Origin of the sequence: Pseudomonas caspiana (assembly GCF_040224095.2) — a bacterium.
Taxonomy (GTDB): Bacteria; Pseudomonadota; Gammaproteobacteria; order Pseudomonadales; family Pseudomonadaceae; genus Aquipseudomonas; species Aquipseudomonas caspiana.
The window spans coordinates 2,523,264-2,544,856 of the sequence record NZ_CP167995.1 but is presented as its reverse complement, the minus strand read 5'-3'; the positions used below and the strand labels follow the sequence as shown (position 1 = coordinate 2,544,856).

The following is a 21,593-nucleotide window of genomic DNA, read 5'->3' as shown; positions in this document are numbered from 1 at the left end:
GCTAACGGTAGCCGGCATTTCTGGAACGGCATCTTTGGTGCCGTGGACAGTTATGCCAAGGCGGCTGGGATCGACGTGCCGATTGATGACGCACCGGGCCCTGTTGCACTTAGGCATGCAACAGGGCCTTTGTGGTGCGGATTGTTACGATATATCTGCTAAATGAGGCGTAGCGCTGACCACACCCACTAAAGTCACTTCTGTCTCTGGTGCAAAAATCATATCGTTTTCGCGCAGGTCCTGGCTCCAGTCGCCGGCAAGGCCAATCTCGAAGCGATGGCCCATGGCATCAGCTTCCACATCCTTAAGATAGGTACGGTCCAGGTCCTTGTTGTAGGCCACCTTAAGTGTCGTGCCGGTACCGTCACCAAAGCCTGTGTAGCCCAGCGCCGAGACGTCGATCTTGTCGTTGTTGTCGGCAAACCGGATGATCAGGTCGACGACGCTCTGGCTGTCGGTACGGTAGCTATCGGTGGTGGCGGTGTAGCGAAACACGTCAGCGTCATTGCCGTTAAGGCCATAAGTCTTGTTCGCGTCGTCGCCACCGGTTAACTGGTCAGCGCCTGCGCCGCCAATGATGATATCGGACCCTCTGCCGCCATCGATACGATCGTTGCCATCCAGGCCGTAGATGACTTCCGACATGGCCGTACCGGTGATGACATCCCGGCCTGCTGTGCCTTCGACAGTAGGGGCCGTGAACACCAGATTAGTGCTGTTCAACTGCCCTGCCAGGTTGCCGTCGAACGCGAGTTCAAAGCGCTGTCCGTTGGAGTCGGCATCGAAGCTTTTCAGGTAGGTGCGGGTGCCTTCGGCGTTAGTCTGGATGGCCAGCGTACCGTTGTGGCCATCGCCAATGCCAGTGAAGCCCAGCGAAATCAGCTCTACAAAGTCCTGTGAGGCATCGAAGTCGAGAATCCGGTCACTGCCGGTTTCAGTCGCGGTGCGGTAGCTGTCGCTGATCTCGGTGAAGCGAAAGATATCTGCGCCCGCGCCTCCTGTGAGCACATCGCGGCCAGCGCCGCCTTGCAACACATCGTCACCGCCCAGACCACGGATGATCTCGGCGGTGTCATTGCCCAGCAGGATATTGGCGTCGCTGGAACCATCCACATGGAATTTACCGTCCTGGCTGCCGAAGGTAGTGTCCAGGCTGCCATCGGCATTCAGACGGGTGATTACGTCTCCAGCGATGAGAATTTTGCCATCGGGCTGGACGACGACCGAATGAGCGTAGTTCGAAGCACCCAGTGGGACGTTGATCGTGAGCTTGCCGTCGTCGCTGAACGTGGTGTCGAAAGAACCATCCGCATTGAGCCGCAATACGTTGAAAGCGGTATTGTCATTACTTTCACCGGCCACGATGATCTTGCCATCGGTTTGCACGGTTATCGCAGAGCGATAGTCCAGACCCAACGCAGTGTCGAAGTACACCACGCCGTCCTCGCCAAACCGAGTATCCAGGTCACCATTGGCTGCGAGTCGCTGAATGGCGTAAACCGGGTCGCCAGGGTCGTGGGGGCCTTGGCTGCCCACATATAACCAGCTGCCCAGCAATACGCTGCCGTCGGACTGAACGACGGTCGCGATATTACCCGTGCCGTAGTACCCGGTCGGATTGAGGATAAGGGCGCCATTATCACCGAAGTCCTCGGCCGGGTTACCGCTGCTGTCCAGCTTGAACACTACTGCCTGCGACGTGCCGCGAAGGCTCACATACACCGACCCATCTGGCGTGGCATAAATGGCCATCCCATCGGTTCCAAAGGGGATGTCCAGGCCCGCGGCACCGTTATTGCCAAAATTGGTATCCAGGGTGCCGTCCACATTGAAGCGCTCTACTTTCAAACCGCCCAGCCCCGGCTGCGCCGACAGCACTTTGCCGTCAGCCTGCACCGCCATCACGTAGTAAGCGTCATCCTCCGGGTCCAGGTTGGCGGGCACGAGGGCGATGCCGTCCGCGCTAAAGCTGGTGTCCAGGCTGCCATCCGTATTGAGCCGCACCGCCGTATAACTGCCTCGTGTGCCGTAGCTTTCATCGCCCGGCGAACCTGGATAGCCAATGGCGGTCTGGAAGCTTTCACCTCCGACCAGAATTTTACCGTCGGGCTGGAGGATGATGCTCCAGTTTGAATCGTCTCCTGTGGAAGGGTCGACCTGCACAGTACCCGGACCAGTTCGCACGGTGTAATTGATACTAGCCTTGCTGTCGGTTGAAGCCATGACATTATCCTTTATACATGGAATCCAAATGGGGAAGGGTTCGGTGCGAACCCTTTGAGTCCGACCATAGGAGGATGTATGAATTCGAAAGGTTTAACTTATGTCGAAGGCACACCAAGCTAACTCCTTGCTGGCGAGACCTGCTATCGATGATCACTCTCTGATCAGTCTGGAGGGGCACTTTTGCGGTATCACCGCACGAGCAACCAGTCCAATACTAGCCAAGGTAAGAAATCTCTAATCTGCACATTCAGCCCCTTCCCAAACGGGTAATGATCAGCTTGATAGCAGAATCCCTCCTCGGGACGCTCATACAAACGTGAAACCGAGGATGTCGCAGTAAAAACGCTTTGAACCACGCCAATCAGAAACAGAAAATTCCGGAACAAGGGCATTGCCCATCACTGAACCCTCTCGTATTTATGGACTGAGTCGGCATATTGGATTTAGAGCGATATTTGAGGATCATCATCCGCGCATCACATCATGATCGCGCACGCTGTACTTCACGACTCCCCAGATCACCAGGTCGTCGCATTCCATCACGTGACGTGGCGGGTACTTGCTGTTTTCGGAGGTGAGCATGCACGTATTCTCACGCATGTGCAGTCGCTTGCAGACTGGCTCGGAATTAAGCGCGGCGATGACTATGTCGCCGTGCTCTGCGTAAAGACTGCGGTCGACGATTACCAGATCGCCAGAATAGATCCCCGCGCCTTGCATGCTATCGCTCTCGACTTTCACCAGGTAGACGTGCGGCTCGCGTACATCGAACAGTTCGCCGAGTGAGAGATGATCTGCAGCCGGTGACGGGAAGCCCGCAGATATCTGGGAGGAATAAAGCGGGAGCTTCTCGCCCCCCTCTGATATCGGGCCAAGGATTGTAATACTCATGATAATGACCTTGCGACGAATGACTGTATGAATATACAGTTAACAGTCTTGGCCGCGCGCGGTCAATCTTATATGCAGGAAATTTCGATGGGTGACGCCATGTGAGCGTTACTCGATCTACGCACCGACGGACCATTACCTCCGGGAGCTAGCGCCACAGTAGTTTGTGATCAATGGGTACGACCCATAGGCGATTGATCGGTAAAACGTCGCGCCCACCCCCAGGGTCGAAATCATCCGACCGGTGGAAGGTGGACTCAGCGTCGACAAGGCGAGTTGTCGGTGGTCGCCATTCTGAGCGAAAGGAAAGCGACCTGACCCGATCAATGCTAGGGCAGGAATAAAATTCATGTTTCTTGCGGTCGTTGAAAAAGCGCAAGCTGCGATCAACATCCGATTACGACTCAAGTGCGCAGACAGAGACTCGCCCTCTCATTCCTTCAGGCTAAATGCTGGGCGGCATCACACTGCCACCCAGGCGCAAAGGCTCAGACCAATTCCGCTAAAGATGCCGGATTGAAACCCTTCAGATCTGCGTAATCGCCTTTTTCCACTTTGGCGACCCAGTCCTTGTCACTCAGCAGAACACGGCCTACAGCGATCAGATCAAACTCCTCACGTTCCATGCGCTCGACGAGACGCTCCAGACTCGCAGGAGCTGAACCCTCACCAGCGAAAGCATGAGTCACATCATTATCCAGCCCAACCGAGCCGACGCTAATGGTTGTGGCTCCAGTCACCTTCTTGGCCCAGCCCGCGCAGTTAAGACCGTTCGCACCGTCGATCTCGGGAAACTCGGGGTCCCAGAAGCGTCGCTGCGAACAATGCAGAACATCAACACCCGCCTGAACCAAAGGTAACAACCACTGCTCCATCAAAGCCGGGGTCTCGGCAAGGCGCACTCCAAAGTCCTGCTGCTTCCACTGGCTAACGCGCATGATGATGGGGAACTCGGGCCCGACTGCATGACGAACTGCAGACACGATCTCAGTGGCAAAGCGCGAGCGCTCTTTGATTGTCAGTCCGCCGTAACGATCAGTGCGCTGGTTGGTACCGGCCCAGAAAAACTGATCGATCAGGTAGCCATGAGCGCCATGAATCTCGACCGTGTCGAAACCCAGGCGCTTGGCGTCCGCCGCGGCGCTGGCGAACGCTGCGACTGCGTCTGCAATATCCTCCTCGCTCATGGCCACACCGCGCGGGTTGTTTGGCGAATCGAGGCCGGATGGGCTTTCAACAGGCGCATCAGGCTCCCAGCCGCTCACATCACGCACTGCACCGGTGTGCCACAGTTGCGGCCCCATACGGCCACCCGCGCTGTGGACAGAATCGATCACCTTCTTCCAGCCTGCCAGCGCTGCTTCACCGTGGAAAAAAGGAATGCCGGGGCCGTTACGTGAAGCAGGACGATCAATGACAGTGCCTTCTGACAAGATCAAACCGGCCCGCCCTTCGGCACGCCGCCGATAATAGGCGGCGCTCCCTTCACCAGGAATGCCTTCGGGAGAAAATTGCCTGGTCATTGGCGCCATGACAATCCGGTTTTTCAGTTCAAGCGACCGGAGGGAAAAAGGACGAAATAAAATGCTGGTATCAGGGTTTGCCATTGGAAGGACTCCATTTGCTTTCGGAGCCCATATAAGTATATTTTGTAAACTAAATGTCAATTAGGCACCTAGAGTAGCCTAGGTATACGCGAGGAAACTTCGATGCTGGAATTAAAGCCGCAATGTTTTTCGTCAGACTGTCCCAGCCGGGCGCTGTTTGACCAGATCGCAGATAAGTGGTCGATGATGGTTCTGGCAGTGCTTGATGATGGGCCGCATCGCTTTAACGCCATCAGACGCCGCCTTGAGGGCGTCACTCAGAAGGCACTGACACAGTGCCTGAGGCGACTGGAACGAAATGGTCTGGTCTCGCGCCAGGTCATCTCGTTCTCGCCCGTGGCAGTCCAGTATGAGATCACCCAACTTGGTCAGACACTGCAGCAGCCATTTCGCGAATTGCATAAATGGACGCTGGATAAATTGCCCGAGGTTGAAGCTTCCCGCTTGAAGTTCGACGAGGCGGCTCAGGTCAGCCTGTCAGAATGAATCGCTGACATCGGCATGCGACCGTATTTGCTATTCCACTATTACTCGCACTCTTGCCAGATTTCCAACTCGAGCAAACTCCGTCGTGGCGCTGCCCTCACGCTGGGCGGTAGCGCGGAGCACGGGATAGTAGGTGCCAGGTTCCGAGTAAATGAGTGTCTTATGTACCGCGAGCGTTTGTGACGGCTGGTGAGGAAGTGGAGCGTCCAGAAAATCGTCGTTGCCTGTCTGGCTCCATTCTGTTTTCACAATTTTGCCCGCAGATGCCGGGACGGCAATGTCACCCAGCAGCGTGACCGGCTCCCCGACTTTGGCAAGGATTCTCTCACCGCTCCTGGACGTGAGCTTCACAACAGGCTGGATACCCTGCCTTGCTGACGCGTCTGCGGGTAATGAGACCTGGCCGTTATCGAGCGCATACCGAGTGGAGCGAGGCGGCGCTATACCATTTTCCACCCAGGTACTTACGTCCCTGACGGCCTGTTCGAGGATGCCGTTGTAATCGATGAGCCTCACAAACTGATTGTCAGCCGCGCCCGAGGCGACCACGCTGCCATCCAGATGGTCTGCATTGTCGTTTAACCAGATGCGCACCTTCGCGTCGTACTGATCACCCTCTCCTGCCTTCAATCGCTGGCCATACCATTGCGCGTCCCAAGGGTAGGCATCGACATCCAGTGCGTTGGCTATGATTATCATCTTGCTGTTTATTTTGCCGGTGAAGCTACCGCCTCCGCTGACTCCTGCGCTAATTATCGGGCCTACTTCTTTAGGGCGTTGCGGGTAGCGCGGTGAGCCGTTTGCGTCACGGAATTGGTCCCACACAGAAAATCCACCAGACGCCGGAACCTGATGCCGATGGTAGGAGGTCAACGCAATGGCCCAGCGATTATCGACACGAACCCGGGTTCCATTTCTCAGCGTGTTAAGGGTATCGGCTTGATTTTGCGCGGACAGCGTAATGACTCCGTGCTCGGCATCCAGCGACCCAAGCAATTGTCGATTGCCCCCTTCCGCCTCTTCGAGAGTGAAGTCCAACCAAGCGCTGTTTTTGACGTGCGACAGCCCGGCCACATGCAAGCGTAATGGCTTACCCGCTGAGTCACGATCTATCCTTTGAACCGACACGACGCGATCAATTTTCGCCCTTCGCACCAGATTGCCCAGAGTGGATTGCTCGGTACCGAGGTAACCAGGTTTATTCCAGAAGTCATCTGCATAACCGGGATCAATACCCTTGACCGAACTAGCAAACCCCAGTAACCCCTGCGGGTCGTTGAGCCCCAGGATGTACGCGTAATTATCCCAACCGCGCAGGGGTACCCCCATTGCCGTGACCTCCGCAAGAACCGAAGCCTGCGTGGCGTCAAGCGGCGCGAAAGGATTTGCGCTACCTCCCGGGCGCATAGCGTCGGCAATGCTTGACGCTTTGTCTTCAAGTACAAGACGTGCGAAAGCACGAACAAAAAAGTTGGTGGGAATGGACGTTGGAACGCCAATGACGAATGGGACTGCACCCTCCCATACTCCCGACGAGTTCTCAGCCGCAGCGATGGTCAGATAAGACCCGCCGCTGCCACCATAGATATAGCCGTGGATCTGAGAAGCTGACACTCCATAATATTCCCCGGCGACCCTCTTAGAGAACTTCGCAGCCGCAGCGTTGGCTCGATAGCCAGAGGGCGAAACAGTGTCCACGGTATAAGCACCGCTGTCGGCACCAAATTCGATTACCCGATCGGGAACGCTACCGTCTCCCAAGGGATAAACCTTGTGGAAGAAACGCCCCTTCCATTGGGCTTTCGGCGGGAAGAAAAAGCTGAACTTTACATCGGTACTTTCGAAGTGCCCGGAAACGCGATGCATCAGAACAGGACTTTTCAAATCTTCTCGGCTATCAATTACCGGCCGGTCGAACTGCGGATCAATGCAGTCTTGAGTGATGAACATTATCCCGCCCGTTGGTGTTTCACACGACGGGGGCTGGGGTGCGGCCGAAGCTATTGCCGATAGCCCAAGCGACACGGCAAGTATCAGGCATCTGGAGGCAACGAACGTCGCATTGGAACCGCTCCCGCGATGGAAATCCGTGCCAGGGGGCGCAGCCACTAAAGTCAGGTTGTTAGCATTATTCATAATGGCTGTTAAATTCCTTGAGGCGCTTCAATGACTGCAGACCGACACTGCTGGACAAGTTTTCCGGTTTGAGATGCGTGACATGTTCCACCAGGCGTTAACCTGCCTCTGGACAGAGCCTTAGTGCCTTTCAGTTTTGAAATGTTCAGTACAGTGCATCGCGCTCAACATGCACATCATTCGACCTAAACCACCTGCCGCCAGGCAGCCTGGTGCACAGCAAAGATAGGTCAGGCACCCAGCCCGTCCCCTGGCCCGGTCCCTGTAGCACCGCCACTCACTGTCCCAATGCCTGAGCGAACAAAGATACCAGCAGAGGCTACAGCTCGGCCGCTGGCCAAGGCACCAGAAAGATTGATGAACTCGTTAGTCAAATCGTGCAGCCCGCTTCAAGCCCGGTCGGTTCTGTAACTGCGCATTAGTACCTGTAGCCGAATAGAGTTACCAATATCACTATGCCAAGCCTCAGGGCTGCAGATCGCGCTTTATTCGGCTCAAGACCGGCATAAACGCTGAACTCTCGCACCCAAGGGCGTTCTAGACCCTTCCGCTGACGGTTAGTTAACATCGGCAAGCATTTTTCGTGACCTTTTGAGATTTTGACGACGCATGTCTATTCAGCAAACACCAGGGCATGTACTGCCCGCTCGCTCGGCAGCCAAAATGGAAGCCGCGATGGCTGTGGGCGCTTTCGCTATTGGTACTGGCGAATTCGCGATTATGGGGCTGATGCCAGACATCGCCAGCAACTTGAAATTGAGCGAACCTCAGGTGGGCCATGCCATCAGTGCTTACGCGCTGGGTGTGATGGTGGGAGCGCCGCTGCTGGCTATCCTGGGGGCCAAGTTGCTACGCAAGCATCTGCTTTTATTGCTCATGGCACTGTATGCCATGGGCAATCTGGCAACTGCATTTACCCCGACGTTCAGCAGCCTGATTACTTTTCGATTCATCAGCGGTCTGCCTCATGGCGCTTATTTTGGCATTGCAGCAGTGGTGGCTTCGAGCATGGTGCCCACCCATAAACGCGCAGGCGCCGTCGCGCGGGTGATGATGGGACTGACCCTGGCAATGCTGCTGGGCAACCCGATTGCCACGTTCCTCGGCCAGTTTTTTGGCTGGCGATCCGCATTCGCGCTGGTCGGGGCGATCGCGCTCTGCACCATCGCGCTGGTTTGGCGCTTCGTGCCTGATCGCCGTGATGAACCGCGCAGTGATCCGCGTAAAGAGTTGCGCGCCTTCGCCAAACCGCAGGTCTGGATGGCGCTCGCAATTGGTGCCATCGGTTTTGCTGGCATGTTCTGCGTGTTCAGTTACCTGGCACCGACGATGCTCGAAGTCACCCGCGTAACACCTCAATGGATTCCATTCGGTCTCGCGGCTTTCGGCGTGGGCGGCATCATTGGCAACATCGTCGGCGGCAAACTGTTCGACCGCATGCAGTTTCGTGCCGTGGGTCTGTTGCTGGTCTGGTCGATGGCAGTGTTGCTGTTCTTTCCATTGGCAGCGGGTTCAGTGTGGGGAGTCATGCTCGGCATCTGCCTGGTAGGGACGATGGTGGCATTGGCTGCGCCGCTACAGATTCGTTTGATGGACATTGCTCACGAAGCGCCAAGCCTTGCAGCAGCGTCCAACCACGCCGCATTCAATCTGGCGAATGCGCTAGGCCCCTGGTTTGGCGGGATGGCGATCACCGCAGGGCTGGGATGGACAAGCACCGGCTATATCGGCGCAGCCACTGCGCTGGCTGGTCTGGGTGTTTACCTGCTTGCGCGGCGCATGAAGGGTGGTGACTGAGCGAGCGCCACCACAATCTGCCGATCAGGATCACTGATCGCGTCCGGCCGACCGTAAAAGCGGTCGGCGGACGTCTCTGCGGATAGCCCTGCGAAAAGCTCAGAGTGAAAACTTCAGCTCTTTGCCGAAATAGCTCACCGACAGTTCATGGCCCGCACCGACAATATCGAAAGGCTGACACATAGCGCCGGTGGAAATGATCTCTCCTGCCCGCAGCGTGATTTCGTATTCAGCGGCATGCTGATAGAGCGCAGCCAGCGAGTTCAACGGATTGGTCGCCGTCTCGTCAAACAGGCCCTTCGCCTTGGGCATGCCATCCAGATGCACGATTACCGTCTCAGCCAACTCGCGCAGGACGTTTTCATCCAGCCCCGAGCAGGCTGACTCGCCAATCACCAGTGCCTCGAAGCCGACATTGTCAGCCACAAAACTGGGCCAGCCGACGGTCTTGCGGTCGGTGAATCGTGAACGCACCACTTCGAAGGTCACGCAGGTAGAACGAATGTCCTGAGGCTCGATCTTGCGCCCTGCAAGGGGCGGTAAATCACGATCCAGAACAAACGCAATCTCACACTCGATAGTCACTTGAGTGGGCGCCGGCATATGCAGATGCGCGCCGCTGCGATGACAGCGGGCCTGCTCAAGTTGCCCTACCAGCGGGCGCGACAAATTAGCACCGCGCATTGCCGCCGGGCTGCCGACTCCGAGCTTCCACCCTGCCCTTACGCCGCCTGACGCCTTGAACAATTCATTTTGCGCCGTATAGCCCTGCTCAAGGGTCTGGGGCTTGAACGCTTCAGGCAATGCTGGAAGTAACTCGCCGCTGCGCCAGGTTTCCAGTAGCGTCGATGCGACAGCGGCTGAGTCGAAACGAGTATTTTGCATAGTTGATTCCTGCTTGATCGTGGGGCCCATTATTGCTGCCAAGATGCTCCTGCCACCACGCTATTTATGGGGTTGACACGAGACAGGCAATAATCGCCCGCTGCGCCTGAAGAACCAGCTTGCGCTAACAACAGCATATCCGCGAAGGCAAGGGGTGAGCTTCGCGATCCCCTTTGATTCGCCGGCTCAAAATGCTGCAGCGCCCTCCATAAAGCAAATCCAGCCACCTGACCCCTCCCATTCATGCAAGTGACGACGCGAATCAGAAATTTTGGCCTAAAAATCCTCCCCAATCGTCCGACAACACTTCAACTGCCAGAGTGTGGCCATCAATAATTTGATACTGTGTCATCGGATTTTTGGGGGCGAATGCAGTTCGGCGTTCTTCAGCTCATCACCTGAGTCTGTGCCTACTGTCTCCAAAGCCTTCAAAGGGGGAAGTTTTGACCGCTATCGACAATCACGCATCTCTGCAGGCGGCCATCGATAATTGTGCTCGTGAGCCTATTCGTACGCCGGGCAGCATTCAGCCACAAGGGTTTCTGATCGTTATTGATGAGCCCGCGATGACGATCGTTCAGATCAGCGAGAATATTGCTCAGTGGCTGAATCTCGATACTGCCGAATTGCTGGGTTGTGATCTCGATTCCCTCGTCAAAGGGGGTTCAGCTCTGGTCGGTCAGTTAGGTGAGCTGGACGAAGATGAAGCGCAGCCGTACCACGTGGGCGACGTAACCTTCCTCAAAGGTGACCGTGCAGGTCAGCCCGTGGCGATGATGTTGCATCGCAACGAAGACGTGCTGATTGCCGAGTTCGAACCTGCCGGGGACACCGTGACTGCGCACGGCAGGTTGTATCCACTGGTCCGTTCGTTCATCAGTCAGATGCGTGAAGAAGAAAGCGTCGACGAGCTGTGTGATCGCTCAGTGCGTTTTATCAAGCGCATTACCGGCTTCGGACGCGTGAACTCTTACCGTTTCGACGAGGACGGTAACGGCGTGGTCAATGCTGAATTGGCTGACGCAGGCATTCCCGGCTATCTGGGCCTGTGCTTCCCGGCATCGGATATTCCGCCTCAGGCACGCGAGCTGTATTGCCTGAACCGGATTCGGATCATTGCCGACTCCAATTACACCCCGTCAGTGATCATTCCTGATATCAACCCGAAAACCCAGCGTCCACTCGACCTGAGTTACGCGACGTTGCGTAGCGTTTCGCCTGTGCATTTGCAGTACATGCGTAACATGGGCACCGGCGCCTCCATGTCCATCTCGATCGTGGTTGATGGTCGGCTGTGGGGATTGATTTCCTGCCATAACCTCACACCGCATCCGATCAGTTTTCAGACTCGCTCGGCTTGCGAACTGCTTGGCCGGGTTTTGTCGTTGCAGGTGGAAACCAAAGAAGCCCATCTGCGCAACCATCGCATGCTGAGTCTGCGTAAAGATATCGTTCAAATGCTGGCAGCGATGGCCGACCATGACAGCGTATTCAAGGGGCTGAAATCCCTGCCAGACACATTTATCAAGTTCGTTGGTGGCTGCGGCGCGGCCGTGGTCTCGGATGAGGAGTGCGATCTTTTCGGCCAGACGCCTCCGGAGCGTGAGGTCCGTGCACTTGCAGAGTGGCTGGCAGAACGTGGTGGTCCCAATGTCTTTCAGACCAACAACGTCAGCACCGACATCGCGCAGATACCTGGGCTCGCCCGTGCAGTGAGCGGCGTATTGGCCGTGTCCATTTCCGAGCTGCATTCGAATTACCTGATCTGGTTCAAACCCGAGCAGGCACGAGTTGTTCATTGGGCAGGCAAACCGGAAAAAGCCATCGACAAAAGCGGTTCACTGACGCCTCGCCTTAGCTTCGAACTCTGGAAGCAGAAGGTCGAGGGTTATTCCACGCGCTGGGAAGAAGCCGAGCAGGAAGGAGTGGCGGAACTGCGCCTTGCCGTGCTCGGTATCGTGTTGCGCAAAGCCGAAGAAATGGCACAACTGGCTACAGAACTCAAACGCAGCAATAAAGAGCTGGAAGCTTTCTCCTACAGCGTTTCCCACGACCTGCGGGCGCCCCTTCGGCACATCGCAGGCTACGCGGAACTGCTCAAGGATATGGAAGAGGTCAACCTCTCCCACCGTGGCCAGCGTTTCCTCGACACCATCGGCGAGTCAGCCAAGTTTGCCGGTACTTTGGTGGACAATCTGCTGAGTTTCTCGCAAATGGGACGCTCCGCCATGCGCCAGTCAGAAGTCAATCTGACCGCCATGGTCGAATCAATCCAGAGGGAAATGCAGCCCGATTATGAAGGCCGGACAATCGAATGGGTGGTGGGCGAACTGCCGATCATCATTGCCGATCCGGCTTTTTTACATTTGGCGATGCGTAACCTGCTCGCCAATGCAATCAAATACACCCGCAATGAACCCATTGCAGTCATTGAAATAACTGCGGTTCAGGAACCTCAGGGTGTTGTCGTCAGCGTTCGTGACAACGGCGTGGGCTTCGATATGCAATACGCCGACAAGCTGTTTGGAGTCTTCCAGCGCCTGCACCGGATGGAAGAGTTCGAGGGTACCGGTATTGGCCTGGCCAATGTCCGGCGGATCATCGAACGCCATGGCGGCACCGTGCAAGCTCAAGGCGTACTGGATGAAGGGGCGACGTTCTCCTTCACCCTGCCCTACAAAACCCCTGAACCCAGTCGTCTGAGTACGAAGGAAAAATAATGCTCAAACCCATATTGCTGGTTGAAGACAACCCCAACGATCTGGAACTGACCCTGGTCGCACTCGAGCGCAGCCAGTTGGCCAACGAAGTGATTGTGCTGCGCGACGGCGCGGAAGCTCTCGATTACCTGTTTCGCCGAAACGCTTACGCAGAGCGCACTGGCGGCAACCCTGCGGTGCTGTTACTGGACCTGAAACTGCCAAAGGTGGACGGGTTGCAGGTATTGGACGCCATTCGCCAGTCCGAAGATTTGCGCAGCATTCCGGTGGTCATGCTGACTTCCTCCCGTGAGGAGCTTGACCTGTCACGCGCCTATCACCTGGGTGTCAACGCTTACGTGGTCAAGCCTGTCGAGTTCAAGGAGTTCGTCAGTGCCATTTCTGATCTGGGTATTTTCTGGGCTGTGCTGAACGAACCGCCACCAGGTTCGGTCAGAGCTCAACGTCGTCCCAGCTCCTGATTACTATTTGATTAAGCGCAGTCAGACTTAATGCCACTCAACGAATTGAAACTCCTGCTTATCGAAGACAGTCCGCAAGATGCGGAATTGACCCTTTTGTCTTTGGAGGCCAGTGGAATCAAAGTTGACTCGACTCTGGTGCACAACCACCAGGGCGCTTCCCAGGCGCTCAGCCAGCAGGTGTTTGACGTCGTACTGTGTGACTTCCTGCTGCCGGGCTCCTCCGGCGCAGACGTTCTAAAGATCGCTCAGCAGTTAGCGCCCGAAACCCCCTTCATCTTTCTCTCAGGCATTTTCGGCGAGCAACAGGCCGTTGAAATGATGCGTCTGGGCGCGGTCGATTACGTTCTCAAGCAAAACTTCAAGATGCTGCCCAAGGCCGTCAGGCGTGCGGTTTCGGAAGTCCGTGAGCGAACTCAGCGACGTGCTGCGGAAACCGCGCTGCAAGACGTTGAGGTCCGGGCCCAGCTCGCCATCGAAGCGGCCATGATGGGAGTCTGGGAAATCCAGCCCGCCACGGGCCGAATCCTCTGGGACGAACGTTGCAACGCCCTGTATGAAATTCTGCCGAACACCGCCGTCGACCTAGCTTTTCTGCTGGACCGCTGCCATCCGGATGATCGTGCGCTTCTGGAGTCGAAGATTAATGCGGCGATCACCCGTGAATCTGACTACCAAGTTGAATACCGCGCACTGATCTCCAACGGACGATCACGCTGGCTGTTCTCCAGCGGGCGCTCGGTGTTCCAGAACGGCCAGTGTGTACGCATCACCGGTGTGCTCCAGGACATTACTGAGCGCAAGCAGGCGACCCGCGAGCTGGTTGAATTAAACGAGGCTCTGGGTGCTCGTGTTGAACAGCGCACGCGGGAACGGGATCGCACCTGGGAATTGTCCAGAGAACTGCTGGCCGTGTTGCAACTGGACATGACGCCGATTTCTTTCAACCCCGCCTGGGAAGCCACGCTGGGCTGGTCCAATGAGCAAATCAGCCAGATGCGCCTGTGGGAGTTGATCCACCCGGATGACTTCGACACGACGGTCCACGAAATGGAAAGCATTGCTCAGGGCTATATTTCGACCCGTTTCGTCAACCGGATGAAGCACAAGTCCGGTGATTATCGCTGGCTGTCCTGGACCATCGTGCCCGAGGGCGGGCTGATGTATGCGGCCGTTCGTGACATCACTGAAGAGCGTGCTGTTATCGATGAACTGGCGGCAGCCAACAAAAGCCTGCGGGCACAGATCAGCGAGCGGGAGCGGATCGAAGCCGATCTGCAACAAATGCAGCGCCTCGAAGTGGTCGGTCAGTTGACGGCCGGTGTGGCTCACGACTTCAACAACCTGCTCACCGTAATCCTGACCAGTACCACCTTTGCGATCCGGGACATCGAGCGCGGCACGCTGGACAAAACCGTTCAGCGTCTGCAAAACGTGAAAGACGCGGGTGAGCGCGGGGCGAAACTGACCGCTCAATTGCTGTCGTTCTCCCGACGTCAACGGCTGCAACCTACCGCGATCAATCTCAACGACACCATTCGCGGCATGGGCACCCTCCTCGGTCGTGCTCTGGGCGGCAGCATCTGGATCGAGACCGATCTGGCCAGTGATCTGTGGTACGCCATGGGCGATCCGACCCAGACCGAAATGATCATCCTGAACCTTGCGATCAATGCACGCGACGCGATGGCCATGGGTGGCTCGCTGTGCTTCTCGACGTTCAACGCACAAATCACCGAGCCTGCGGTACGCCCCGAGGATCCGGAGCCCGGCAAATACGTGGTTCTGGCGATTCGTGACTCAGGCAGCGGTATGAGTCCCGAGACCTTGCTCCGCGCATTCGAGCCGTTCTACACCACAAAAGACGTCGGCAAAGGTTCAGGCCTTGGCCTGGCTCAAGTGTTCGGCTTCGCCAAGCAATCAGGTGGCGGCGTGATGATTGAAAGCGAACTGGGTGTTGGCACCAAAGTCATGGTCTATCTACCCAGCGTCGACAAACCTGAAAACCTGCCATCTGAAAAGAACCTGCATCAGGCCCCTGCGCAGGTGAATGGCTCGCACACCATTCTGCTGGTCGACGATGACCCGGAGGTTCGGGCGGTGACCGTACAGATGCTGGAGTCCATGGAATACAAGGTTAAACAGGCAAAGGACGGCGCGATGGCGCTGACCATGGTGGACGAGAGCGTCGATCTGGTGCTGACCGACTTCGCAATGCCCGGCATGACCGGAGGTGAGCTCGCTACCCTGATTCACAAGAAGCATCCGAGCCTGCCGGTGCTGTTTGTCACCGGTTACGCCGACACGGACGTACTGGGTCTGAATGGCTCGGCGGTGGTGCAAAAGCCGTTTAACGAGATAGAGCTGAGAAACAAACTGTACGACGTCTTGAGCAACGCAGACCGCCGCTGACGCTCCTGCTGCCAACCCTTCCTCAGGCCAGTGAGGCTGCGCCAATCTCGGTCAGCCCACTGATGATGTGCTGGGTGTACGGAAACGCCGGATCCTCATCCAGCACCCGCTCCGACACTAACAGCCCCTCCTTCACTAAAACGTCCACAGCGACTACACAATCGGCGATAGCCGGGATGCGCGAGTGGGCGCGAATCAGCCGGGTGTAAATCTGCCCGAACGTTAACTTCGTGGCTCCCTCGTCATTGAGCACACGAACGGCGCCCAGGACAGCGAGGTCAACCGCATATCTGGGGTCAATGGACAGCGGTTTGGAGGGGTTTTCCAAGTGTGACGGCATAAGCGAAGCAACTAAGAATAGGTCGAGAAAAGACAATCCTGCGCTATAACGTAAAAACAATAACGCACTCAATAACTACACGGCGCTTTGAACCGCGAAATTAAAAAGGTATTAGCACACTGTATTTGTCAGTTATTCAATTTAGCCGCAGGCGCGACATAGCCTGTTTATTGCGAAGATATTTAAACAGGTAAGATCCGTAAAAACTACCAACTATCAGCAATACGCAGAGCTTATCAGAAGCATAAACCTAACTGCAATTAGGTTTATCAAAAAGCAATATAACACTTCAATTTCAACCTACTACCAGCATAAAAACCCAATTTAAATCTAATAAATAGCATAAATCACCAATTCTACTGCTTTAAATCACTAGAACCCTTCAAAAAAACTCAAAAAAAACCCTATCAGGGCAATATGCCAGCATTTAATTAAACACTGCAGCCAAATATCCTCTCAACCTGTGAACTTTTAGTCCTGACGCTTGACTTAACATCCGGCTGATCGCCGCAACCGCTTTCACTTATAGTTTCTAAACCATTAATCGAGATTTAATCGATGACCAGACCCATGCTGTCTGTTTTCAGCGCAGTGCTGCTCTGCGCCCACAGTTTGTCCGCGCTCGCGGCTGACTCTGCTTCTGCGACCAATACTGCAACTTCCACAGAACAAGTTCGCGTACAGGTCGAGGCAAAGCGCGACCAACTGACGGGGGTTGCCAACGTCAGTACCTCCGCATCAAAGGGCCCTTCTACCGTGCTCGATGCACCGGTGGTCACTGATGACGCTCCCGCGCAGGCGCAACGTCCATGAACCCACCTGACCACTCGACTATCGCCTCTGCCAAAAGGACACTTGCCGTGTCAGCGTTCAAACACACTCTGGGCCTGAGCCTGCTGACCTTCAGCATCCTGCAAGCCAACCTCGCTCTTGCAGCGGTTACACCAGCCACCGGTAACGACGTTGAAGCCCGTGTCAGTTCGATCCTCGACAACATGAGCCAGTCCGAGAAGATCAACTTCACCCGGGTCAACGACGGACACATGATTCCGCCGCTGCTCAAGTGGGGTATCAAAGGCACCACTGCGTATGACTCGTCCATGGGCGTGCACGTCAACAACGCCACCTTCGGTGCGCAGTACCCTTCGCAGTCTGCCCTCGCCGCGACCTGGAGCATCAACCGCGCCAAAGAGTTCGGCCTGGCCATCGCCTACGAAACCCGCATCTCGGGCGGTCAGCAAATGCTGTCGCCGGGCGTCAACCTGTACCGCACGCCATACAACGGTCGTTCAGCCGAATACATGAGCGGTGAAGATCCATTCCTGGGTGCCGTGCTGGCTCCAGCGGTGGTCAACGCCATTCAGGCGCAAGGTATCCAGGCCAGCGGCAAGCACTACCTGGCCAACGAACAGGAAGCCAATCGTCAGGCGGTAAACGTTATCGCTGACGAACGCACCCTGCGCGAGCTATATCTGCCAGGCTTCGAGTCGATGGTGAAAAACTCCAACGTCGCCTCGATCATGTGCGGTTTCAACAAGGTCAACGGTGACTACGCCTGCGAAAACCATCACCTGATCACTGAAGTGCTCAAAGGTGAATGGGGTTATCAAGGCACCGTGATCAGTGACTTCAACGCCATTCACGATGCGTTCAAGGGTGCCTGGGCAGGTACCGACATCGACATGCCATCGGGTCTGCAATTCACCGAAGCCAACCTGCTGCCGTATCTCTGGAGCGGTCAACTGACCCAGAACGTCATCGATGACAAGGTCAAACGCAACCTGCGCGCCATCGTCAGCTACGACTTCCAGGAAAACCTCAACACCGCGAAAACTCTGGACCACCCGGAGTACGGCGCACGCGCAGCATTGAACACCGCTCGTGAGTCCATCGTGTTGTTGCGCAACGAAAAAACCACCGAAGGCAAGCCGCTGCTGCCACTGGCCAAAACCGCCAAAATCGCAGTGATCGGTGACTGGGCACACGAAGCACCGGCATCGCCATTCGGTACCGCCAACTCGCCGCCCAACAGCTACGTCACCGAACTGAGCGGTTTGCAGCAACTGGCGTCGAGCAGCTCGAATGTCACTTATCTGTCCGAACTGAGCCTTAACCCGAAATCCGCAGCCTGGTACCAGCCCGCCACGGGTAGCAACGGTGTGAACAACTCTGGCGTGAAAGCCGAGTACTTCTCCAACACCAGTTTTTCGGGCAGCCCGAGCGTGACCCGCGTTGAGCCGGGCGTGAACCTCAACTGGACGACCGGCACCAACGAAACCAACGCAGGCACCACCGCCGTATCCGGCTTCAGCCCGACAGCGGGCGCGTTCTCGGCTCGCTTTACGGCGAACATCAAGCCGACGGTTTCCGGCGCCCACGTGTTCAAGGTGCGTGCAGACGGTCCTTACAAGCTTTGGGTCAATGATGAGCTGGTGTTGCAGAGCGACGGCGTGCCGTACTCTTCCGACGTCGTGAACGCAATGACCACCTCCGGCAAAACCGCAGCGCTGGTGGCAGGCAAGTCGTACTCCGTGAAGCTGGAATACCAGCGCGTGCAGGGCAACTTCATCCCGGCACTGGGTGGTGTTACCGGTGTGCAGATGAGCTGGGCGTCCCTGCGTCCGCCGAAGGATCTGTCGAAATACGACGCGGTAGTCGTCGCTACCGGCTCCAACTACGAGCACGAAGGCGAAGGTTCCGACCACGGTTTCGAACTGCCCGACCAACAGGCTGAACTGATCAGTTTTGTGACCCGCGCCAACCCCAACACCATCGTGGTCATGCACGGCGGCGGTGTTGCAGACATGCAGCCTTGGGCAAACAAAGTCGGCGCCACCCTGCAAGCCTGGTTCCCGGGTCAGCAAGGCGGTCAGGCACTGGCCGAGATCCTGTATGGCAAGGTCAACCCTTCGGGCAAACTGCCGATCACCATCGACAAGAAAATCGAAGATAACCCGAGCTATGCGTCCTATCCGGACCCGGCGGCTTACCGTGGCGACAATGCGCTGACCGAAATGACCTACAGCGAAGGCTTGTACATGGGCTATCGCGGTTATGACAAGAAACACGCAAAACCGCTCTACCCGTTCGGCTACGGTCTGTCGTACACCACGTTTGGTTATAGCGATCTGAAATTGTCGACCAATGTCCTGAGCCCTGGCGCGACCATCGACGTGAAGTTCACCCTGACCAACACTGGCGACAAGGCTGGTTTCGAAGTGGCACAACTTTACGTGCAACCGGTGAAACCTGCGGTTGACCGTCCGGAGAAAGAACTCAAAGGCTTCACCAAGGTGTACCTGCAACCGGGCGAAAGCAAGACTGTCAGCATTCCGATCGACTCGCGCTCCCTGGCGTACTACGTCGACAAGACCGCAAGCTGGGATGTGGACGCTGGCAAGTTCAAGATCCTCGTGGGTTCCGACTCAGAGAATCTGACCCTGAACCGCACCTTGACCACGCTGTTCCCGGAACACCTGACCACCCGAGACAGCAACCCGCTGCCATTGCCACTGCGCAAGGCCGTGCAGGTTAACGCCGCACAGACCTACTAAGCGTCACTATTCAGGCTCAAGGATGAGCCTGAATGTCCTTCCCCAAACGCTTCAAATAGATGTCGAACACCGCCATTACGTCCACTTCTTCAGGGCTTCTCAGCCACTGAATCTGCAAGCCATCCATGACCGAAAAAATCTCCTGGGCCATGGCCTTGATGTCGATATCCGCGCGAATTTCCCCAGCCTCTATCAACGCCGTCAGGTGACCGCGAGCGTGATCGTGGGTGAGATGAAACCGTTCCTTGTGCCAGGAACACGCCGGGTGTGCGTGCGACAGGCTCTCGGTGTTCATCACCATTGACGCCTGGCATTCGGCAGCGTCTTCGATACTGAAACCCATGCTCAACCTCAAGAATTTGAGAAAGCCAGTCAGTGTCAATTCGGTCGTGAGATCGCGAAACCGTGAGGTCACCCGTTGATCGCGGCGCTCCAGCAGAGCAGCGAGCAACGCTTCTTTGTTCGGGAAGTGATGCAGCAAGCCTACAGTGGTAATGCCGGCAAGCGCTGCGACGTCGCGCATCGACGCGCTGGAGTAACCATCCCTGGCGAAAATAACCGTGGCGGCGTCCAGCAAGGCCGTTCTGCGCATCTCGCCCTTGGGGGCCCGGCGGCGCTTTGGCGCAAGCTCTTCGCCTGATTCATTCCCTGATTCGTCAACTGACATAAAAATCCGATAACAACTTCATTCAAATTAACCCGGCACTCGCTGGCTGGGCTCTACGTGTAAAAAACCGCTTGGCAGTGATAGACGCGACACAGGTCGATATCAATGCAATCACCGCGTTGCCGGTAAACATACCGGGCATCGCCCCGCTGCTACCAAACAAGTGCGTGGCGCCGTACACGAACGGTACGGTACCGGCCGTTGAGCGAAGCCAGGCGAACACCGCAACCAGCCATGGCCGCTGCATCGTAACGAACACGGCGATCGAGACGAAATCCAGACCGATGAGTACCCACAAACCACCACCCACCTGGCAGAACGCGAGAAACAGCGCTCGACCTTCACCCTCTAACCCGTAGAAGTCAGCAATGCTCCCGCACGCCAGCAGCAGGACGCCCCAGACAAACAGGCCGTAAACCACGACCAGCTTGCGCGTAAAGACGATGGCCGAGCGGGTCCGCTGATTCAGATGGGCACCGATATTCTGCCCCAGCACCGGCGCCAAGGCACTCGGCAGTGCAAAAAAAGCACAGTAGGAAAACTGCAGGACCCGGTCTAGAACTGCCATCGCCGCCAAAGCCGATGTGCCGAAAGTGGCCACCGTCGAGACAAGATACGCCAACCCCACCGGCGTCGCCAAATTGCCGACCATGGCAGGCAAGGCAACCTTGAACGTTCGCCTGACATGCATGCGCAGCAGCTTAAGCTTGATGGACAGCGTCAGCCCGACATGGCGACGCACCCAGTAAATTCCCAGGCTGGCAGACGTCAGTGCAGACAACGCGTAGGAAAGACCTGCGCCTTCCAGCCCCAGATCCAGGACGAAGATCAGCAACGGATCAGCGATCGCCAGCGTGGCGGCGCCCGACAGCACCACCCACAACGCCCGACGGCTATCCCCGGCCGTGCGCAGAATCTGCGCCGACATCTGCATCGCACACTGCAGCACGCTGAACGGCAAGGTCAGCCAGATAAACACCCGCGCCGCTTCATAAGTCGCAGCATCAGCGCCAAGCAGACGAGTAACAGGAACAATCAATGCCAACTGCAACACGGCTGACAGACCACAAACGCATAACACCATCAGCACCAGGCTGGTGGTGAAACGCGAGACTGCCTTGGTTGCACGATGACCGATACGTTCGGACAGCACCGTCGCTGCCGCGATGATCAAACCGTTAGCCAGCGCGCTGTTGAGAAAGATCAGCACCTTGGCGATGCCTACCGCGGCGAGCAGCAAGGGCTGGTGCAGCATGGAGACATAGACCAGCGTCAGAATGTCCACCAGAAACACAGCGAGCAGGCTCAGGGCACTGGTGCTGGTCATCACCAGAATATGGCGCGTTATGAGCCCTTCAGTAAACTTCGCGCGGGCTACCGCCATCATATTCCCCAAACAGACAATGCTTCG

Annotated in this window: 15 protein-coding genes and 1 pseudogene; 8 read left to right on the top strand and 8 right to left on the bottom strand. The window is 56.5% G+C overall.

Going from position 1 to position 21,593, the window contains the following annotated elements; all coding sequences use genetic code 11:
• Nucleotides 1-144: 144 nt before the first annotated feature.
• Complete coding sequence (locus ABRP31_RS11625) at nucleotides 145-2,223, bottom strand: calcium-binding protein (RefSeq protein WP_349970766.1); 2,079 nt, start codon at nucleotides 2,221-2,223, stop codon at nucleotides 145-147.
• Nucleotides 2,224-2,691: 468 nt separating this feature from the next.
• On the bottom strand, nucleotides 2,692-3,117 hold the full coding sequence (locus tag ABRP31_RS11620) for a translesion error-prone DNA polymerase V autoproteolytic subunit (protein WP_349970765.1): 426 nt from the start codon (nucleotides 3,115-3,117) through the stop codon (nucleotides 2,692-2,694).
• Between the two features lie 91 nt (nucleotides 3,118-3,208).
• Between ABRP31_RS11620 and ABRP31_RS11615 the strand changes: the two are divergent.
• Nucleotides 3,209-3,412, top strand: a pseudogene (locus ABRP31_RS11615) (hypothetical protein); the annotation flags it as partial.
• 193 nt (nucleotides 3,413-3,605) lie between these two features.
• On the opposite strand, the gene ABRP31_RS11610 reads toward ABRP31_RS11615, so the two are convergent.
• Nucleotides 3,606-4,724, bottom strand: a complete 1,119-nt coding sequence (locus ABRP31_RS11610; RefSeq protein WP_349970764.1) for an NADH:flavin oxidoreductase — start codon at nucleotides 4,722-4,724, stop codon at nucleotides 3,606-3,608.
• A 102-nt stretch (nucleotides 4,725-4,826) separates the two neighbouring features.
• Here ABRP31_RS11610 and ABRP31_RS11605 point away from each other — a divergent pair, with 102 nt between their 5' ends.
• Nucleotides 4,827-5,210, top strand: a complete 384-nt coding sequence (locus ABRP31_RS11605; protein ID WP_087273352.1) for a helix-turn-helix domain-containing protein — start codon at nucleotides 4,827-4,829, stop codon at nucleotides 5,208-5,210.
• Between the two features lie 30 nt (nucleotides 5,211-5,240).
• Here ABRP31_RS11605 and ABRP31_RS11600 read toward each other — a convergent pair whose 3' ends face one another.
• Nucleotides 5,241-7,160 carry a Tat pathway signal sequence domain protein gene (locus ABRP31_RS11600; RefSeq protein ID WP_349970763.1) on the bottom strand — a complete coding sequence of 640 codons (1,920 nt, stop codon included), beginning with the start codon at nucleotides 7,158-7,160 and terminating at the stop codon, nucleotides 5,241-5,243.
• Between the two features lie 795 nt (nucleotides 7,161-7,955).
• On the opposite strand from ABRP31_RS11600, the gene ABRP31_RS11595 reads away from it, so the two are divergent.
• A complete protein-coding gene (locus tag ABRP31_RS11595; protein ID WP_349970762.1) occupies nucleotides 7,956-9,143 on the top strand; it encodes an MFS transporter in 1,188 nt (395 codons plus the stop codon).
• Between the two features lie 99 nt (nucleotides 9,144-9,242).
• Here the strand turns inward: ABRP31_RS11595 and ABRP31_RS11590 are convergent, their stop codons facing one another.
• The gene (locus ABRP31_RS11590; protein ID WP_349970761.1) at nucleotides 9,243-10,028 is read right to left on the bottom strand and encodes a hydratase; all 786 of its coding nucleotides are present in this window, start codon (nucleotides 10,026-10,028) and stop codon (nucleotides 9,243-9,245) included.
• 443 nt (nucleotides 10,029-10,471) lie between these two features.
• Here ABRP31_RS11590 and ABRP31_RS11585 point away from each other — a divergent pair, with 443 nt between their 5' ends.
• Genes ABRP31_RS11585 through ABRP31_RS11575 form a run of 3 tightly spaced genes read left to right on the top strand, consistent with a single transcriptional unit; the run spans nucleotide 10,472 to nucleotide 15,621 of the window.
• Nucleotides 10,472-12,748 (top strand): ATP-binding protein, encoded by a 2,277-nt coding sequence (locus tag ABRP31_RS11585; RefSeq protein WP_349970760.1) that lies wholly within the window; start codon nucleotides 10,472-10,474, stop codon nucleotides 12,746-12,748.
• Nucleotides 12,748-13,209 carry a response regulator gene (locus ABRP31_RS11580; RefSeq protein WP_349970759.1) on the top strand — a complete coding sequence of 154 codons (462 nt, stop codon included), beginning with the start codon at nucleotides 12,748-12,750 and terminating at the stop codon, nucleotides 13,207-13,209. The genes ABRP31_RS11585 and ABRP31_RS11580 overlap by 1 nt, the downstream gene beginning before the upstream one ends.
• Before the next feature lie 30 nt (nucleotides 13,210-13,239).
• Nucleotides 13,240-15,621 carry a response regulator gene (locus tag ABRP31_RS11575; RefSeq protein WP_349970758.1) on the top strand — a complete coding sequence of 794 codons (2,382 nt, stop codon included), beginning with the start codon at nucleotides 13,240-13,242 and terminating at the stop codon, nucleotides 15,619-15,621.
• A gap of 22 nt (nucleotides 15,622-15,643) precedes the next feature.
• On the opposite strand, the gene ABRP31_RS11570 is transcribed toward ABRP31_RS11575, so the two are convergent.
• On the bottom strand, nucleotides 15,644-15,961 hold the full coding sequence (locus ABRP31_RS11570; protein WP_349970757.1) for a hypothetical protein: 318 nt from the start codon (nucleotides 15,959-15,961) through the stop codon (nucleotides 15,644-15,646).
• 570 nt (nucleotides 15,962-16,531) lie between these two features.
• Here ABRP31_RS11570 and ABRP31_RS11565 point away from each other — a divergent pair.
• Together ABRP31_RS11565 and ABRP31_RS11560 are read left to right on the top strand one after the other, a co-directional pair.
• Nucleotides 16,532-16,774, top strand: coding sequence for a hypothetical protein (locus ABRP31_RS11565; protein WP_087273364.1), 243 nt, complete (start codon nucleotides 16,532-16,534; stop codon nucleotides 16,772-16,774).
• A complete protein-coding gene (locus ABRP31_RS11560; protein WP_349970756.1) occupies nucleotides 16,771-19,515 on the top strand; it encodes a glycoside hydrolase family 3 C-terminal domain-containing protein in 2,745 nt (914 codons plus the stop codon). Before ABRP31_RS11565 ends, ABRP31_RS11560 begins: the two co-directional genes overlap by 4 nt.
• A gap of 16 nt (nucleotides 19,516-19,531) precedes the next feature.
• On the opposite strand, the gene ABRP31_RS11555 is transcribed toward ABRP31_RS11560, so the two are convergent.
• Together ABRP31_RS11555 and ABRP31_RS11550 are read right to left on the bottom strand one after the other, a co-directional pair.
• Nucleotides 19,532-20,182: a TetR/AcrR family transcriptional regulator gene (locus ABRP31_RS11555; protein WP_087273366.1), complete on the bottom strand. Its 651-nt coding sequence runs from the start codon at nucleotides 20,180-20,182 to the stop codon at nucleotides 19,532-19,534.
• Between the two features lie 22 nt (nucleotides 20,183-20,204).
• Nucleotides 20,205-21,566: an MATE family efflux transporter gene (locus ABRP31_RS11550; RefSeq protein WP_349970755.1), complete on the bottom strand. Its 1,362-nt coding sequence runs from the start codon at nucleotides 21,564-21,566 to the stop codon at nucleotides 20,205-20,207.
• Between the last annotated feature and the right edge of the window lie 27 nt (nucleotides 21,567-21,593).

What these genes read in the sequence shown, in the direction of transcription:
- ABRP31_RS11575 (WP_349970758.1), top strand. Translation starts at nt 13,240, where the DNA reads ATGCCACTCAACGAATTGAAACTCCTGCTTATCGAAGACAGTCCGCAA.
- ABRP31_RS11600 (WP_349970763.1), bottom strand. Translation starts at nt 7,160, where the DNA reads ATGTTCATCACTCAAGACTGCATTGATCCGCAGTTCGACCGGCCGGTA.
- ABRP31_RS11565 (WP_087273364.1), top strand. Translation starts at nt 16,532, where the DNA reads ATGCTGTCTGTTTTCAGCGCAGTGCTGCTCTGCGCCCACAGTTTGTCC.
- ABRP31_RS11610 (WP_349970764.1), bottom strand. Translation starts at nt 4,724, where the DNA reads ATGGCAAACCCTGATACCAGCATTTTATTTCGTCCTTTTTCCCTCCGG.
- ABRP31_RS11580 (WP_349970759.1), top strand. Translation starts at nt 12,748, where the DNA reads ATGCTCAAACCCATATTGCTGGTTGAAGACAACCCCAACGATCTGGAA.
- ABRP31_RS11590 (WP_349970761.1), bottom strand. Translation starts at nt 10,028, where the DNA reads ATGCAAAATACTCGTTTCGACTCAGCCGCTGTCGCATCGACGCTACTG.
- ABRP31_RS11550 (WP_349970755.1), bottom strand. Translation starts at nt 21,566, where the DNA reads ATGGCGGTAGCCCGCGCGAAGTTTACTGAAGGGCTCATAACGCGCCAT.
- ABRP31_RS11555 (WP_087273366.1), bottom strand. Translation starts at nt 20,182, where the DNA reads ATGTCAGTTGACGAATCAGGGAATGAATCAGGCGAAGAGCTTGCGCCA.
- ABRP31_RS11605 (WP_087273352.1), top strand. Translation starts at nt 4,827, where the DNA reads ATGCTGGAATTAAAGCCGCAATGTTTTTCGTCAGACTGTCCCAGCCGG.
- ABRP31_RS11560 (WP_349970756.1), top strand. Translation starts at nt 16,771, where the DNA reads ATGAACCCACCTGACCACTCGACTATCGCCTCTGCCAAAAGGACACTT.
- ABRP31_RS11570 (WP_349970757.1), bottom strand. Translation starts at nt 15,961, where the DNA reads ATGCCGTCACACTTGGAAAACCCCTCCAAACCGCTGTCCATTGACCCC.
- ABRP31_RS11620 (WP_349970765.1), bottom strand. Translation starts at nt 3,117, where the DNA reads ATGAGTATTACAATCCTTGGCCCGATATCAGAGGGGGGCGAGAAGCTC.
- ABRP31_RS11595 (WP_349970762.1), top strand. Translation starts at nt 7,956, where the DNA reads ATGTCTATTCAGCAAACACCAGGGCATGTACTGCCCGCTCGCTCGGCA.
- ABRP31_RS11625 (WP_349970766.1), bottom strand. Translation starts at nt 2,223, where the DNA reads ATGGCTTCAACCGACAGCAAGGCTAGTATCAATTACACCGTGCGAACT.